Here is a 14,112-nt window from a genome sequence, read left to right on the forward strand (position 1 = left end):
AGAGGCGCAGAGAGTGATGCTCGCCGCGCGAGCGGCCCTCGATCTGCACCGCTTGCCACGCTGCTCGCCAATTGAAGGGCGGCTGACGCCGCCGGAGGACGTATCCCTCCACCCTCCCTGCGGGCGCGGTCCCCCTCCCCTTGCAGGGGAGGATTATTTTGGCGGCTGCGCTTGCGCATCATCTTCGCGGCTAGGCGACCACCACAATCCTCCCCCGGAGGGGGAGGTGGCGCGCGCAGCGCGACGGAGGGGTATTCTCCACGAGCGACGGCCCATGAGGTGAATACCCCTCCACCACGCGACTATCATCGCGCGGTCCCCCTCCCCCTCCGGGGGAGGATTAGTTGCCGACCAATCCTTGATCATCCTGGCACGACGCTAACCACAATCCTCCCCTGCAAGGGGAGGTGGCAGCGCAAAGCGCTGACGGAGGGGTATCACGCCATCGAGAGCGGGATACCCCTCCACCACGCCCTGCGGGCGCGGTCCCCCTCCCCTTGCAGGGGAGGATTATTTTGGCGGACTACGACTGCGCGTCATCTTCGCGGCGGGAGGGCCAACCACAATCCTCCCCCGGAGGGGGAGGTGGCACGCGCAGCGTGACGGAGGGGTATTCTCCACGAGCGACGGTCCATGAGGTCTCGCGGGCACACGCGCGCACCACACTCAACCCCTCCTCCAAGAAGAGAGGCGAGCGCGCCGGATCAACTGGCGCTCAGCATCACCACCTGCCCGGGCGCATCATGCAGCTTCAGGTACAGCTTGCCCCCCTGCGGCGCAGGCACCTTCAGCGTGCCCGCCGTAAACCCCTGCGGCACCTCGACCGGCTTCTCGAAACCGGGCGTTGCCGAAACGCTGTCGATCAGGAACAGCGACTGCCCGGACAGCGTGCACACCTCCTGCTTGCACGCGACGCCGTCCACCTTCGGCAGGCGGGCGAGCACCGTCAGCGGCTGCCAGTCGCTCGCCTCGTTCTCGCGGACCAGCCGGAACCGCAGCGGCCCGAACGCCGAAGGCCCTAGCGTGGACGGATCGAACGTGGCGACCAGCACGTCCGTCCCCTGCAATTGAAGGCCGGCTCCGGCGGTCAGGCGAACCGGCTGCCCTCCTGCCCCGGCAATCTCCACCGCGTCGTTCGCTGACAGGCTGCCGCCGGTCGCGCGAAGCGAAAACACCATCCGCGAGGTGTCCGGAAGCATCTCCTCGGGCGCGGCGATGCGGCGGGCTGCGGCCGCATCCTTGGCAACCACGCTCTTGCCGATCAGCGCGACCCGGACCCGCGGAGCACGGACCGTCACCGGCAGGGTGAGCGACCGCCCGTCGCTCAGCGTGACGCGGGCATTTGCCTCGCCGGGCGCCGGCGCATCCCCCTCGCCCGCCAGCCGCAGCCGGTCGGCATCGCCTTCGCGGGTCAGTCCATCGGGCTTGAGCGCAAGCCCGCCAATCTGGATGCCCGCGACCAGATCCAGCCGCTGGCCGCTCAGCGTCGCCCAGCGGTCGCCGGCATGCAGCGTCAGTTCGGAGACCTTGCTCGCCTGGCGATAGGCGCGCAGCGTCAGCGTGGCGGGCGCCGTCTGGCCGATCTGCCGGATCTCCAGCGTCACGTCGCCGGCGCGCGCATCCTTGAGCGGCAGGGTGAGCGCCAGGCCCTTGTCGCCATCGGCAACGAATGGCACCGGCTGTGCGGCGGCGTCGCCGATCCGCATGGTGACGCTCGACACACAGGCCGGGGCCGAGCCCATCAGGGCCAACGCATTCTCGCGGCCGACAACCAGGCTGGTTGCTTCCTCCCGCGGTTTCCAGGCTTCGCCGGTTGGAAACTGAAGCTTGAAGACGGGACCGGAAAACGTCTGATAGCCCCATAGGCCCTGCAAGCGCCCCTCGACACTTCCGGTCAGCCCGCTCAAGGCGCTCTTGAGGATGAAGCCGCCGCGCTCTGCACGCGCTTCGACCGGCACTTCGGCACCGTTCACGCGCAGCACCATGTTGCGGGCATATTCGGTCGAATAGATCAGCGGCGCGCCCTCGACGGCCAGCACCAGGTTCGGGTTGGCGCCGCAGATCGGGGCGTCGCTGGTGGCGCGCAGCCGCGGCGGACTGTCGCTGCCGATCGCCGGCATCGATGCCACCAGCACCGACTTGGGTTTCGCGAATGAGGGGGCGCTGTTCAGCACCAGCGACACCCGCTCGCCGTCGCGCAGGCTGAGCGCTGGCAGATAATTGAACTGCGGGTTGCTGAACGCCCCGAACACGCGCGCAATGTCGCGGACCACGGCGATATAGGGGCTGTAATAGCCCAGGCCACCTTCGCGGGTGTAGCTGAGCTGCAGCGCCAGGTCGGTCGGCGCGCCGGCCAACGTCTCGGCTACCGAACTGCTGTGCACGTCGGCCAGGACCAGCGATTCACGATCTTCGAGCAGGCACGCCGCCTGGAACTCGACGACCTTGGCGAGACAGTCTGCGTTGAGCTTGATCGCCAGGCTGCGCGCCAGCGTCGGCGCCAGGGTCTTGAGGAACTCCGGGTGGCTGTTTTCCTGTGCGCGGATCGCAGCGATGAAGGCATTGAGCCGCGACCGGTCGAGCGACGCCTGGTTGATCGACTGCGTCGCCCGGACGAACTCGCCGGGCTTGCCGCGCACCGCGTCCTCGATCGTGCCGGACGCGCCGCCGGTTTCGGGGATCAGGAACAGGATCAGTTGCTTCGCGCCCGCCGGGACGGTGAGCGAAAGCGCGCGATCCTTGTCCTTTTTCTTCCAGGTTTCGGCGGAATTGATCCATTTTTTGGGCGGCGGATTGGTCGCGCCGCTCAAAAACGCGGATACCAGCAGGAAGCGCGCGCGCTGATCGTCGGGCAATTCGGCCTGGACGGCGATCCGGTCGCCGGCCGCCAGGTCGGGCACTTGTGCGATCGGCAACGTCACGCCGGCGCGGGTGACGGTCATGCGCAGGCCTGGCCCGGGCAGGTCGAAAGGTGCAGGATCAGCGGCTTGGGCGGGATAGCTCACAATCGGTGCGAGGCTCAGCGCCAAGCCCGCGCCGCTCCGCAACAGGCGCGGCAGGATGGTTGCCAGGGTCATGCCTCCCCTAATGCTTGATCCCCCCGATGGATCAAGTGCCCGAACCATGCGAAGCGCCGAAACAACCTCCTCACCGTCAACAAGAGCGTCATGAAAACCCAAATGGAAGTACTCGCCCCCGGGCTGATCGTGTCTGCGGCGCGGTCCGGCGCCGGCAAGACGGTGGTGACCGCCGGCCTGCAGCGCGCCTTCGCCCGGGCGGGCGTGGCGGTCGCCGGAGTGAAGTGCGGCCCGGACTATATCGATCCCGCCTTCCACGCCGCCGCCACCGGACGCGCATCGGTAAACCTCGACGGCTTCGCACTCGCGCCGCCGGTTCTCGCGGGGCTGGCCGCCGAAGCGGCGCGGCGTGCTTCGCTGATAATCGGCGAAGGGGCGATGGGGCTCTATGACGGGCTTGCCACCCCCACGCGCTCGGGCAGCAGCGCCAGCGTCGCCCGCGCGCTGGGCTGGCCGGTGCTGCTTGTCCTAGACGCGAGCGGCGCGGCGCAGAGCGTGGCGGCGGTAGCGCTGGGGCTGGCCAGAATGCCGGATGCCCCCCGTATCGCCGGGGCGATCGCCAATCGCGTGGCAAGCGACCGGCATCGCCGCATGGTGGAAGCGGGTTTCGCGGCGACGGGAATCCCGGTGCTCGGCATGATTCCCACCGATCCCCGCCTTGCGCTACCCTCCCGACACCTGGGGCTGGTACAGGCAAGCGAGACAGCTGAACTGGCGGCGCGGCTGGACGGCTTCGCCGACGTGGTCGAGGCGCATTGCGACCTTCACGCGATCCGCGCGGCCGCCGCAACGACTGCGGACGCGCCGCTCCAGCCCACGACGATCCGCCCGCCCGGACAGCGTATCGCCTTGGCGCAGGATGCGGCCTTCGCCTTCATGTACCCGCACCTGCTGGACGCATGGCACCGGGAAGGCGCAGAGATACTCCCCTTCTCCCCCCTGGCCGATGAAGCGCCACGGGAGGATTGCGACGCGTGTTGGCTGCCCGGCGGCTATCCCGAACTGAACGCCGGCAAACTGGCAAGCAACGTCCGCTTCCTGAAGGGACTTCGCCACTTTGCCGAGACGCGGCCGGTGCATGGAGAGTGCGGCGGCTATATGGTGCTGGGTCGAGCGCTGACCGACGCTGCGGGCACGGTGCACGCGATGGCCGGCCTCCTGCCGGTCGAGACGAGCTTCGCGGCGCGCAAGCTGCATCTCGGCTATCGGCGAGCGACATGGACCGACACGATGCCCTTTGCCGATGCAGGCGCGCGCTGCTGGGGCCATGAATATCACCACGCGACGATCTGCGGCGGCGAACCTGGCAGCTTGGCGGCGATGACCGACGGCGAGGCAAATGTCCTGCCGCCGGCCGGCCACAGGCGAGGTTTCGTTACCGGCACCTTCTTCCACGTCATCGGCTGACGGGCATCCGTCGTGCGCAACGATCCAGAGCGCCGAGCGTCTTCGACAGCGAGACAGTGAGTTGAGGGATCGACGACGATGGATGGGAATATGGGACCTAACGATCCGCGGGCGCGCAGGGGCATGGGCTGGATTGCCGCGCTCGTCCTGGCGATCATCCTGGCAATCTTCGTGGGATACAACGTGTACTATGCTGCAACGGCGGGCTGATTAACCGGTCGCTCCCCTCAAACCTCGGATATTTCCTCTCCCCTGACCGTATGTCAAAGTGCGGACTTGGCGGTTCGCCCAAGATAAAGGAGAGGAACATGAACACCAGCTACGAGAAGCAGAAAAAGCTGCATTTCGAAGTGACTAACGTCGGGCTGCGCGCGCACGCAACCGCCGTCGGACTGGTGCAGCTGTGCATCGAGCTGCAGCGTGCCAAGGTGCTGGACGAACCGGCGCTCGACCGCATCAAGACAGCGATCGCCGATGAAGTGTCAGTCGCAGCGCCGCGTGCGATTTCCTGCATGGACTATCGGCGCGACATCAAGGCTCGCCTGGATCGACTATTCGCCGGCGAGCAGGAACTCGGGTCGGCAGAAGCGCTGGCTTTCGGAGCAAAAGCGGAGGCTTGAACGGCCCATTGCGAGGTCAGTTCGCCCCGAAATGGGCCGGGGTATCGGTGATCAAACCGCGGCGGCTGCTCCTGTTCAGGGATCCCGTTGACCGAGCGTGGCGACGCGCCTAGAGGCGCGATCGCGACAGGTTCCCCGAGAGGGGATGAAAAGGGAACGGGAAAACCCCGGCTGCCCCTGCAACTGTAAGCGGCGAGCCGCCGCGCCACATGCCATTGGGTCGCGAGACCTGAGAAGGCGGCGCGGACCGGCATTGACCCGTGAGCCAGGAGACCTGCCTGACGCAGTCGTCCTTCGTCCGGCCAGGGTGCGCCGAGCGGACGGGAACGGTTCGATCCGCCAGCGTGCGGAGCGGCCCAGCCCAGCGTGACGATATCGCCGACCTGCGTGTGCGCGGGGGCGGAGGCGCGTGCCCTCCCCTTCGTGTCGCAAGCGGGCCTTCGAACGTCATGAGGGGTTGTTCCGTTGATCAAGTTTACGCCGCTTTTCGTCCTGTTGCTTTCCACCACCGCGCTGGCGCAGGAAGCGCCGCGCCCCGATGCCGCCGCGGCTGCGCCCGAGGGCGACACCGTCATCGTCACGGCCACCCGCAGCGAGACTCCGATCGACCGGGTTCCGGCGTCGGTCACCGTGCTCGACAAGGCGGCGGTCGACCGTAACCAGGATTTGGGCGTGGCCGAGCTGCTGCTGCGCACGCCGGGCGTCACGCTGTCGCGCAATGGCGGCTATGGCACCAATACCAGCCTGCGCATCCGCGGCGCCGAATCCGACCAGACCGTGGTGGTGATCGACGGCGTCAAGCTCAACGACCCGTCCTCGGCGGGCGGCGGCTATAATTTCGCCAATCTGCTGGTCGGCGACGCGGCGCGGATCGAAGTGCTTCGCGGGCCGCAATCGATCCTGTGGGGCAGCCAGGCGATCGGCGGGGTGGTCAACATCGTCACGCCGCTGGCGACGCGCGAGCTGGAAGGCAGCTTCGACGTCGAGGCCGGATCGCGCGAGACGGTGAGCGGCCGCGCGGCGCTGGGCGGGCGCACCGGACCGCTGGCCTGGCGGGTGGGCGCGCAGACGTTCAGCACACAGGGCATCTCGGCGCTGGCCCCGGCCTTTGGCGGGCGCGACCTGGACGGCTATTCGAACCAGAGCGTGCAGGGACGCGCGGTGCTCGACATCGCCGGCGGCGTGAGCGCCGACGTGCGCGGCTATTATTCGCATGGCCGGACCGAGCTGGATTCGACGAGCGCCGACACGCGCGATTATTCGCTGAACCGCGAATTCGTCGGCTATGCCGGGCTCAACGTCGACCTGTTCGACGCGCGGCTGCGCAACCGCTTCGCTTATGGCTATACCGACACCGACCGCGACAATTACAACCCCGCGCGGGCGCGGGCGCAGAACTTCGACTCCGCCGGGCGCAACGAGCGGCTGGAATATCAAGGCAGCGTCGCGATCACGAAGGGCTGGAACGGGACTTTCGGCGTGGAGAACGAACGCTCGCGCTTCCGGTCGGTCTCGCCGCCCGCCTCGCTGGCGGCACGGGTGCCCGATCCGGCGCGCGGCCGGGCCGAGATCACCGGCGTCTATGCGCAGCTGAACGCGACGCCGTTCGACGGGCTGACGCTGACCGGCGGGGTGCGCAACGACGACCATAGCCGCTTCGGCAGCCAGACGCTGTTCGCCGGCGGCGCCGTCTGGGCGCTGCCGACCGGCACGATCCTGCGCGCCAATTATGCCGAGGGCTTCAAGGCGCCGACGCTGTACCAGCTCTTTTCCGAATATGGGAACCAGGCGCTGAACCCCGAGGAAGCGAAGGGCTGGGAAGCCGGTGCCGAGCAACGGGTGCTGGGGGGCGCGCTGGCATTCGGCGCGACGTATTTCGAGCGGCGGACGACCAACCAGATCATCTTCAACAGCTGCACCGCGACATCGACCCTGCCCTTGTGCTTCCAGCCGGGATCGACGACGCGGCGATCGGGCTATTACCAGAATGTCGCGCGTGCCTTTGCCCGCGGCGTGGAAGCCGTGGCGCGGGCGCAGATCGGCACCCGGCTGGCGCTGGACGGCAATTACAGCTGGGTCGAATCCGAAGACCGCTCGCCCGGCGCGACCGACGGATTGTGGCTGCCGCGCCGGCCGCGCCACGCCGCCAACGCCTCGGCAACCTACACGCCGGCGCAGGGCTATGCGCTGGGCGTGGCGGCGCGCTGGTCGGGCCGGAGCTTCGACAATGCCGCCAACACGACCGAGCTGGACGGCTACACGCTGGTCGACCTGCGCGCCGAGCTGCCGGTGACCGAGCAGGTCAAGCTGTTCGCCCGCGTCGAGAACCTGTTCGACGAGGAATATCAGACCACCTACCGCTACGGCACGCTGGGACGCAGCGTCTATGCCGGTTTCCGCGGACGTTTCTGAACCATGAAAAGGGAGACGAGCATGACCGAGCTGACTGCATCGCAGCGCGCATCGACGCTGTGGATCATGTTGCTGACCGTGGCGAGCACCGTGACGACGCTGGTCTTCGCCTGCGCCACGCCCTTCCCCGCTTTGGCGGCGTTGACGGCGGTGCATATGCGCCGCGTCGACGGCGTCGCGCTGGCGGCGGCGGCGTGGGTGGTGAGCCAGGCCGTGGGGTTCGGCGTGCTGGGCTATCCGCACACGGCGAGCACGATGCTGTGGGGCGCGGCGATCGGCGTAGGCGCCATCGTCGGCGCACTGGCCGCGCATGAAGCCGCCGCCCGCGTGCCGGGCCCGTTCGTGGCGCGGCTGGCGATCGCCTATCTGGCGGCGTTCGCGGCGTTCAAGCTGGTGATCCTGGCAGTCACGCTGGCCAAGGGCGATCCGTGCACGGCGTTCACCGCCGAAGTGCTCGGGCGCCAATTGGTGCGCAATGCCGCGATCCTGATCGGGCTGCTGGCGCTGTATCGCGGGCTGATCGCGATCGGCGTGCCGGCGGCACGGACGCGGCCGGCGACCGCGTGAAGCTGGTTCGGGCAAGCGACGGCCCGGCGGTCGTCGCTTGCAACAGCTGCCGCTTCAGCGCGGCGGAGCGCGACGATGCGCAGGGGCAGCGCGGCGGCGCGCTGCTGATCGAGGCATTGCGCACGGTGCAGGCGAGCGACCCGGCATATGCCGGAATCGCCGTGGAGGAGATGCCGTGCCTGTTCGCGTGCACCGACTTCTGCGCGGTGCATCTGCGCGACGGCGGCAAGGTGGGATATGTGCTGGGGCGCTTCGTGCCGGACACGGATGCGGCGGGCGCGATCCTGGATTATGCCGTGCACTATGCGGCGAGCGAGGCCGGCCAGGTGCCGTATCGCGACTGGCCGCAAGGCGTGAAGGGACATTTCATCGTGCGGACACCCCCGGCCGGATTCGTGGTGGCATGAGCGGGTTCGTTTCCGCAGCGGCATTCGAGGCGGCGCTATCGGCGCTGCCCGGCCCCGACGAGGCCGCGCGATCGGCGGCGGCGGCGCGGCAGGCGGTGCTGACCAAGCCCGCGGGATCGCTGGGGCGGCTGGAGGAGATCGCGATCTTCCTGGCGGGCTGGCAAGGGCGCGAGCGGCCGCGGATCGATCGCGGGCGCGTGGCGATCTTCGCGGGCAATCACGGCGTTGCGGCAAAAGGCGTGAGCGCCTTCCCGCCCGCCGTGACCGTCGAGATGGTTCGGAGCTTCCAGGCCGGCGGCGCGGCGATCAACGCCCTGGCCGCCGCCGCCGGGCTCGAGCTGGTCGTGGTGCCGCTCTCGCTCGATCGGCCCACCGCGGACTTCACCGTCGAGCCTGCGATGACGCAGGCCGAATGCCTGGAGGCATTGAACGCCGGTGCGGCGGTGGTCGAGGCCGGGCTCGACCTGCTGGTGCTGGGCGAGATGGGAATCGGCAATTCGACCAGCGCGGCGGCGCTGTGCGCGGCAAGCTTCGGCGGATCCGGTGCGGACTGGGTCGGCCCCGGGACGGGGGTGCATGGCGCGCAACTGGCCGCGAAGGTCGCGGTGGTGGATGCAGGACTCGCGCTGCATCATGGCGCCGCGACGCCGTTCGAGCGGCTGCGGCGGTTGGGCGGACGCGAGATCGCCGCGATGGCGGGGGCGCTGGTGGCGGCGCGGAGCGCGCGCGTGCCCGTGCTGCTCGACGGTTTCATCGGCTGCGCGGCGGTGGCGCCGCTGGCAGCGGCGGTCCCGGACGTGGTGGCGCATTGCCTGGCGGGGCATTGCTCGGCCGAACCGGGGCATCGGCGGCTGCTCGACCGGCTCGGGCTGGAGCCTTTGCTCAGCCTGGAGATGCGGCTGGGCGAAGGCAGCGGCGCGGCAGTCGCGGCCGGCGTGGTGCGCGCGGCACTGGCAGCGCATGACGGCATGGCGACCTTTGCCGAGGCGGGGGTATCCGACGGGTGAGCGCGATTGCCGTCCATCTGATGCGGCACGGGGCGCCCGAGCTTGCGGGCCGCTTGCTCGGGCGGACGGACTGCGCGGCTACCGAGGATGGCATCGCGGCCTGCGTCGCCGCGGCGGAGGGGCTGGCGGTAGCAGCGATCGTCGCATCGGACCTCAGGCGATCGGTGGCGTGCGCGCAGGCGATCGGCCGGGCGCACGGATTGCCGGTGCGCGTGGATGCGCGGTGGCGCGAACTGGATTTCGGCGATTGGGACGGGCTGAGCGCGGAGCGGATCGAGCCCGGTGCGCTCGCCCGCTTCTATGACGATCCCGAGGCACATGCGCCGCCGGGCGGAGAGCGTTGGTCGGCATTGGTGGCGCGAACGAAGGCGGCGCTGGACGCAGTCAGAACTCCGACGCTCGTGCTGACGCATGGCGGCCCGATGCGCGCGGTGCTGGCCGATAGCTGCGGAATCGGGCTGCGGGGAAGCTGGGCGTTCGACTTGCCTTATGCCGCGCTGCTCTCGCTGCGGCGCTGGCCCGGCGCGCCGCCGACCGTGCAGATCACGGGATTGCGATGCGCGGGCTGATCGTCGCCCTGAGCTTCCTGACGCGGCTGCCGGTGCCGCGCGTGACTGCCGATGCGGGCGACTTCGCCGCGGCGATCCGCTGGTATCCGGCGGTGGGGCTGATCGTGGGCGCAATAGTCGCGGCGGCGGTGTGGGCGGGATCGTGGATCGATCCCTGGACCGGGGCGCTGGCCGGGCTGATCGCCTGGGTGGCCGTGACCGGAGCCTTGCATCTGGATGGGCTGGGCGATCTGGCCGACGGACTGGGCGCGGCGCATGGCGACCGGGCGCGGCTGATCGCCGTGATGGCCGACCCGCATGTCGGCAGCTTCGGCGTGGTCGCGATCGGCGTGCAGCTGCTGGCCAAGCTGGTGCTGCTCCACGGAAGCACCGGCTGGATCGCGCTGGTGCTGGCGCCGTTCGCCGCGCGCATCGGGCCGCTGCTCTGGGCCTGGTGGCTGCCGCCGTTGAAACCGGGCCTGGGCGCCAGCGTCGCGCCGTCAGTGCGGATGCGCGACCTGATCGGCTGGGGTGCAGTGCTGGCCGGTGCGTGCGTGCTCTGCCCTGCCCTGCTCGCGGCGCCGCTGGTGCTGATCGGCTGGGGCTGGTGGCTGAAGGCCAGAGTGGGCGGGATCAGTGGCGACGGGCATGGCGCCGGGATCGAATGGGTCGAGACGGTCTTACTTGCCGCCGCCCTCGTCGCCAGCCGTCTGGGATAAAGCGACCAGCGCATCGATATCGACGTGGCGTTCGAGCTGGGCGGCGATGGCGTCGAGCGCGGCATCGACCGAGGCGCGATGGTCCGGCCCCTGCCCCTCCACGCCGATCCGCGCGAGCCAGGCGCGCCGCTGCGCCGCGAGCCCGAGCAGGCCATGGACATAGCTGCCGCTGACCAGCCCGTCTCGGCTAGTGGCGCCGTCGGCCCGGCCGTCGTCGAACCGGGCGACGGGACGCGCAGTGTCCGCGCCGGCGGTGCGGCCGAGATGCATCTCGAAGCCCTCCAGGCGCTGGCCCAATGCAGTGCCGGTCACCTGGACCAGCGCCTTGTCGCCGCCGAGGACGGTATCGACTGCGAGCAGGCCGAGCCCTTCGACTGTGCCGGCGGGCCCTTCGAGGCCCTGGGGATCGGCGATGCTGCGGCCGAGCATCTGATAGCCGCCGCACAGGCCGAGCACCGGGCGGCCCCGGCGGACATGCGCGCGGATGTCGATGTCCCAGCCCTGCGCGCGGACGAAGGCCATGTCGGCGACGGTGGCCTTGGAGCCGGCGAGGATGATGAGGTCCGCCTCGGGGATCGGCTGGCCCGGCGGGACCAGGACCAAGTCGATCCCGGGCTCCAGGCGGAGCGGATCGAGATCGTCGAAATTGGCGATGTGCGCGGTGATCGGGCAGGCGACGACCTTGCGGCCTGCGCGGGCGCCGCCGGGGCGCTGGAGGACCACGCCGTCCTCGCTCGGCAGGCGGGCGGCATCGGCGAGCCAGGGCACCACGCCGAAGCCGCACCAGCCGGTGCGCCGTTCGATCGCGCGATAGCCATCCTCGAACAGCGCGGGATCGCCGCGGAACTTGTTGACCAGGAAGCCGTGGATCATCGCGGCATCCTCGGGCCCGATCACGGCGCGGGTGCCGACCAGCGACGCGATCACGCCGCCGCGATCGATGTCGCCGACCAGGATCACCGGCACGCCCGCGGCGCGTGCAAAGCCCATGTTCGCAATATCGCCGGCGCGCAGGTTGATCTCGGCGGGGGAGCCGGCGCCTTCGATCACGACGATATCGGCGGCGGCGGAGAGGCGGCGATAGCTGGCGAGGACGTCGTCGAGCAGCCCTTCGCGCCCCTCGCGCCACTGCGCGGCGCGGAGGATGCCGCGGACCTGGCCATGGACGACCAGCTGCGAGCTGCGGTCGCCCTGGGGCTTGAGCAGCACCGGGTTCATGTCGGTATGCGGGGCCAGGCGCGCGGCGAGCGCCTGGGTCGCCTGGGCACGGCCGATCTCGCCGCCTTCGGGGGTGACCGCGGCGTTGGTCGACATGTTCTGCGGCTTGAACGGCGCGACCCGGAGCCCGCGATTGGCGAGCGCGCGGCAGAGGCCGGCGACCAGCACCGACTTGCCGACGTCCGACCCCGTGCCCTGGAGCATCACAGCGCCCATGCCACGCCTCCCGCGATCAGCCAGAGGAGCAGGCAGGCGCGGCGGTAAAGCCCCAGGGCGCGGCGGATGTCGGCGGCGTTCGCGTCGCTGCGGCCGTCGCCGATCCAGGGCTTTGCAGTGACGATGCCGTCATACGCGAGCGGGCCGGCGAGGCGGAGGCCGAGCGCGCCGGCCATCGCCGCCTCGGTCCAGCCGGCATTGGGCGAGGCGTGACGGCGGGCATCGCGCATCATCGTCCGCCAGCCGCCCGCCCCGGCGAGGCAGAGCAGCATGCCGCCCAGCCGCGCGGGGATCCAATTGGCGAGATCGTCGAGCCGTGCCGAGGCCCAGCCAAAGGCACGCCAGCGCGGCTCGCGGTGGCCGATCAGGCTGTCGGCGGTGTTGACGCCCTTATACGCCCAGAGCCCCGGCAGGCCGAGCAGGAGCAGCCAGAAGAGCGGCGCGGCGATGCCGTCGCAGAAGCTCTCGGCCAGGCTCTCGATCGCGGCGCGGGCGATGCCGGCTTCGTCGAGCGCGGCGGTGTCGCGGCCGACGATCCTCGCCAGCGCCTGGCGCGCGGCGGGCACATCGCCGCATTCGAGCGCGGCGGCGACGGGGCGGACATGGTCGTCGAGGCTGCGCTGAGCGAGCCCCGGCCAGGCCAAGAGCGCGAGGAGCGGCCAGGCGTTTGATCCGAGCAGCGTGCGCGAGGCGAAGTGCGCGAGCCCGGCAATCCCGGCGCCGGCCGCGATAACGAGGGCGATCGTTGCGAAGCCGGCGAGCCTGCGCGAGCGCTCGGCACGCTCGGGGCGGTTCCACCCCACCTCGCACGCGTCGATCAGCCGGGCAAAGCCGCCGACCGGATGGCCGATGCGCGCATAGAGCGCGGCGGGCCAGCCAAAGGCGGCGTCGAGCGCGAGCGCGGCGAGCGCAACCGGCTCAGCCATGGCCGAGCGCTGCGTCGAGCCGGGCGAAGGCGGCATCGTCGGCAGGCAGGCCGATGCGGAGCCAATCGGGGGCATAATCGAACGGGCGAGTGAGGATGCCGGCATGCGCAAGGCGCTCGAAGCGCGAGGCCGCGCCTTCGCTCTCGATCAGGCGAAAGAGCGGGCAATCGCCGTGCGGGGCGAGGCCGTGGGCGGCGAGAAGCCGGTCGAGCCTGGCGGCGGTGGCGATCAGCGTCGCGCGGGTCCGGGCCTGCCACGCCCCGTCGCGATAGGCCGCCGTGCCGAGCGCGAGCGCAGTGGCGGAGACCGGCCAGCTGCCGAGCAGCTCGGCGATGCGCGCGACAAGGTCCGCCGCGCCGCAGGCGAAGCCCAGGCGGACGCCGGCGAGACCGTAGAATTTGCCGAACGAGCGCAGCACCAGCACGCGATCCTGCGGAGTCAGAAGCGGGAGGATGCTGGCGCCGTCGACCGCGTCGGCAAAGGCTTCGTCGACGATGAGCAGGCCGCCCTGCGCCGCGAGGGTGCGGGCGAGGGAGCGCAGATGCTCGGGAGCGAGGAGGCGCCCGTCGGGATTGTTGGGGTTGGCGAGGAGGAGGGTGCCGCCGTGGCGGGCGAGATCGGCGATCGTGTCGATGCGCACAACGGTTGCGCCGGGCAATGCGGACTGGTGGCTGCGATAGCCGGGCGCGACCAGATGGAACGGGCGTGGCAGATCGAGACAGGCGAGCAGGCGCAGCCCGATTTCGCTGCCAGGCAAGGCAGTCAGCGCGATTTCCGGAGCGCCAAAGGCCCCTGCCGCGGCCCGAGCGAGCGCGTCGAGCGCGGCGGGCGACGGGAGCGCGTGGAGATCGACGGGGGGCGCCTGGCCGTGCCAGGGGAGCGGATTGATCCCGGTCGACAAGTCGATCCAGGGCAAGGGCGCGTGCGGATAGCGGCGCGCGGCTTCGTCGAGGCGGCCGCCATGGAATGTCAGAGCGTGCACCGCGAG

General features: G+C 70.3%; 13 protein-coding genes and 1 riboswitch. Of the genes, 9 read left to right on the forward strand and 4 right to left on the reverse strand.

What is annotated here, in order from left to right:
• Positions 1-704 precede the first annotated feature (704 nt).
• On the reverse strand, positions 705-3,077 hold the full coding sequence (locus LZ586_RS03640; protein ID WP_235078325.1) for a hypothetical protein: 2,373 nt from the start codon (positions 3,075-3,077) through the stop codon (positions 705-707).
• A gap of 102 nt (positions 3,078-3,179) precedes the next feature.
• Between LZ586_RS03640 and LZ586_RS03645 the strand changes: the two genes are divergently transcribed.
• The 9 genes from LZ586_RS03645 (at position 3,180) to LZ586_RS03680 (ending at position 10,764) form a co-directional block, all read left to right on the forward strand.
• The gene (locus LZ586_RS03645) at positions 3,180-4,484 is read left to right on the forward strand and encodes a cobyrinate a,c-diamide synthase (RefSeq protein ID WP_235078326.1); all 1,305 of its coding nucleotides are present in this window, start codon (positions 3,180-3,182) and stop codon (positions 4,482-4,484) included.
• Positions 4,485-4,562: 78 nt separating this feature from the next.
• The gene (locus LZ586_RS18100) at positions 4,563-4,694 is read left to right on the forward strand and encodes a hypothetical protein (RefSeq protein ID WP_261346032.1); all 132 of its coding nucleotides are present in this window, start codon (positions 4,563-4,565) and stop codon (positions 4,692-4,694) included.
• 98 nt (positions 4,695-4,792) lie between these two features.
• A complete protein-coding gene (locus LZ586_RS03650) occupies positions 4,793-5,104 on the forward strand; it encodes a hypothetical protein (protein ID WP_235078327.1) in 312 nt (103 codons plus the stop codon).
• A gap of 111 nt (positions 5,105-5,215) precedes the next feature.
• Positions 5,216-5,401, forward strand: a riboswitch (cobalamin riboswitch).
• A 168-nt stretch (positions 5,402-5,569) separates the two neighbouring features.
• Positions 5,570-7,516 carry a TonB-dependent receptor plug domain-containing protein gene (locus LZ586_RS03655; protein ID WP_235078328.1) on the forward strand — a complete coding sequence of 649 codons (1,947 nt, stop codon included), beginning with the start codon at positions 5,570-5,572 and terminating at the stop codon, positions 7,514-7,516.
• A 21-nt stretch (positions 7,517-7,537) separates the two neighbouring features.
• Positions 7,538-8,083, forward strand: coding sequence for a hypothetical protein (locus LZ586_RS03660; RefSeq protein WP_235078329.1), 546 nt, complete (start codon positions 7,538-7,540; stop codon positions 8,081-8,083).
• A 2-nt stretch (positions 8,084-8,085) separates the two neighbouring features.
• A complete protein-coding gene (locus LZ586_RS03665; protein ID WP_413777325.1) occupies positions 8,086-8,490 on the forward strand; it encodes a DUF1636 domain-containing protein in 405 nt (134 codons plus the stop codon).
• Positions 8,487-9,497, forward strand: a complete 1,011-nt coding sequence (gene cobT, locus LZ586_RS03670; protein WP_235078331.1) for a nicotinate-nucleotide--dimethylbenzimidazole phosphoribosyltransferase — start codon at positions 8,487-8,489, stop codon at positions 9,495-9,497. The genes LZ586_RS03665 and cobT overlap by 4 nt, the downstream gene beginning before the upstream one ends.
• On the forward strand, positions 9,494-10,066 hold the full coding sequence (locus LZ586_RS03675; protein ID WP_235078332.1) for a histidine phosphatase family protein: 573 nt from the start codon (positions 9,494-9,496) through the stop codon (positions 10,064-10,066). The genes cobT and LZ586_RS03675 overlap by 4 nt, the downstream gene beginning before the upstream one ends.
• Positions 10,054-10,764, forward strand: coding sequence for an adenosylcobinamide-GDP ribazoletransferase (locus LZ586_RS03680; protein WP_235078333.1), 711 nt, complete (start codon positions 10,054-10,056; stop codon positions 10,762-10,764). The genes LZ586_RS03675 and LZ586_RS03680 overlap by 13 nt, the downstream gene beginning before the upstream one ends.
• On the opposite strand, the gene LZ586_RS03685 is transcribed toward LZ586_RS03680, so the two are convergent.
• The 3 genes from LZ586_RS03685 to LZ586_RS03695 are packed head-to-tail and all read right to left on the reverse strand — an operon-like array spanning position 10,726 to position 14,106.
• Positions 10,726-12,198 (reverse strand): cobyric acid synthase, encoded by a 1,473-nt coding sequence (locus tag LZ586_RS03685; protein ID WP_235078334.1) that lies wholly within the window; start codon positions 12,196-12,198, stop codon positions 10,726-10,728. The genes LZ586_RS03680 and LZ586_RS03685 overlap by 39 nt on opposite strands.
• Complete coding sequence (gene cbiB / locus LZ586_RS03690; RefSeq protein ID WP_235078335.1) at positions 12,186-13,124, reverse strand: adenosylcobinamide-phosphate synthase CbiB; 939 nt, start codon at positions 13,122-13,124, stop codon at positions 12,186-12,188. Before cbiB ends, LZ586_RS03685 begins: the two co-directional genes overlap by 13 nt.
• Positions 13,117-14,106, reverse strand: coding sequence for an aminotransferase class I/II-fold pyridoxal phosphate-dependent enzyme (locus LZ586_RS03695; RefSeq protein WP_235078336.1), 990 nt, complete (start codon positions 14,104-14,106; stop codon positions 13,117-13,119). The genes cbiB and LZ586_RS03695 overlap by 8 nt, the downstream gene beginning before the upstream one ends.
• Positions 14,107-14,112 lie beyond the last annotated feature (6 nt).

The organism is Sphingomonas sp. S2-65 (assembly GCF_021513175.1).
Lineage (GTDB): Bacteria > Pseudomonadota > Alphaproteobacteria > Sphingomonadales > Sphingomonadaceae > Sphingomonas.

Coding starts and splice junctions, on each gene's coding strand:
- LZ586_RS03640 (WP_235078325.1), bottom strand. CDS start 3,077: ATGACCCTGGCAACCATCCTGCCGCGCCTGTTGCGGAGCGGCGCGGGC.
- LZ586_RS03645 (WP_235078326.1), top strand. CDS start 3,180: ATGGAAGTACTCGCCCCCGGGCTGATCGTGTCTGCGGCGCGGTCCGGC.
- LZ586_RS18100 (WP_261346032.1), top strand. CDS start 4,563: ATGGATGGGAATATGGGACCTAACGATCCGCGGGCGCGCAGGGGCATG.
- LZ586_RS03650 (WP_235078327.1), top strand. CDS start 4,793: ATGAACACCAGCTACGAGAAGCAGAAAAAGCTGCATTTCGAAGTGACT.
- LZ586_RS03660 (WP_235078329.1), top strand. CDS start 7,538: ATGACCGAGCTGACTGCATCGCAGCGCGCATCGACGCTGTGGATCATG.
- cobT (WP_235078331.1), top strand. CDS start 8,487: ATGAGCGGGTTCGTTTCCGCAGCGGCATTCGAGGCGGCGCTATCGGCG.
- LZ586_RS03680 (WP_235078333.1), top strand. CDS start 10,054: ATGCGCGGGCTGATCGTCGCCCTGAGCTTCCTGACGCGGCTGCCGGTG.
- LZ586_RS03685 (WP_235078334.1), bottom strand. CDS start 12,198: ATGGGCGCTGTGATGCTCCAGGGCACGGGGTCGGACGTCGGCAAGTCG.
- cbiB (WP_235078335.1), bottom strand. CDS start 13,124: ATGGCTGAGCCGGTTGCGCTCGCCGCGCTCGCGCTCGACGCCGCCTTT.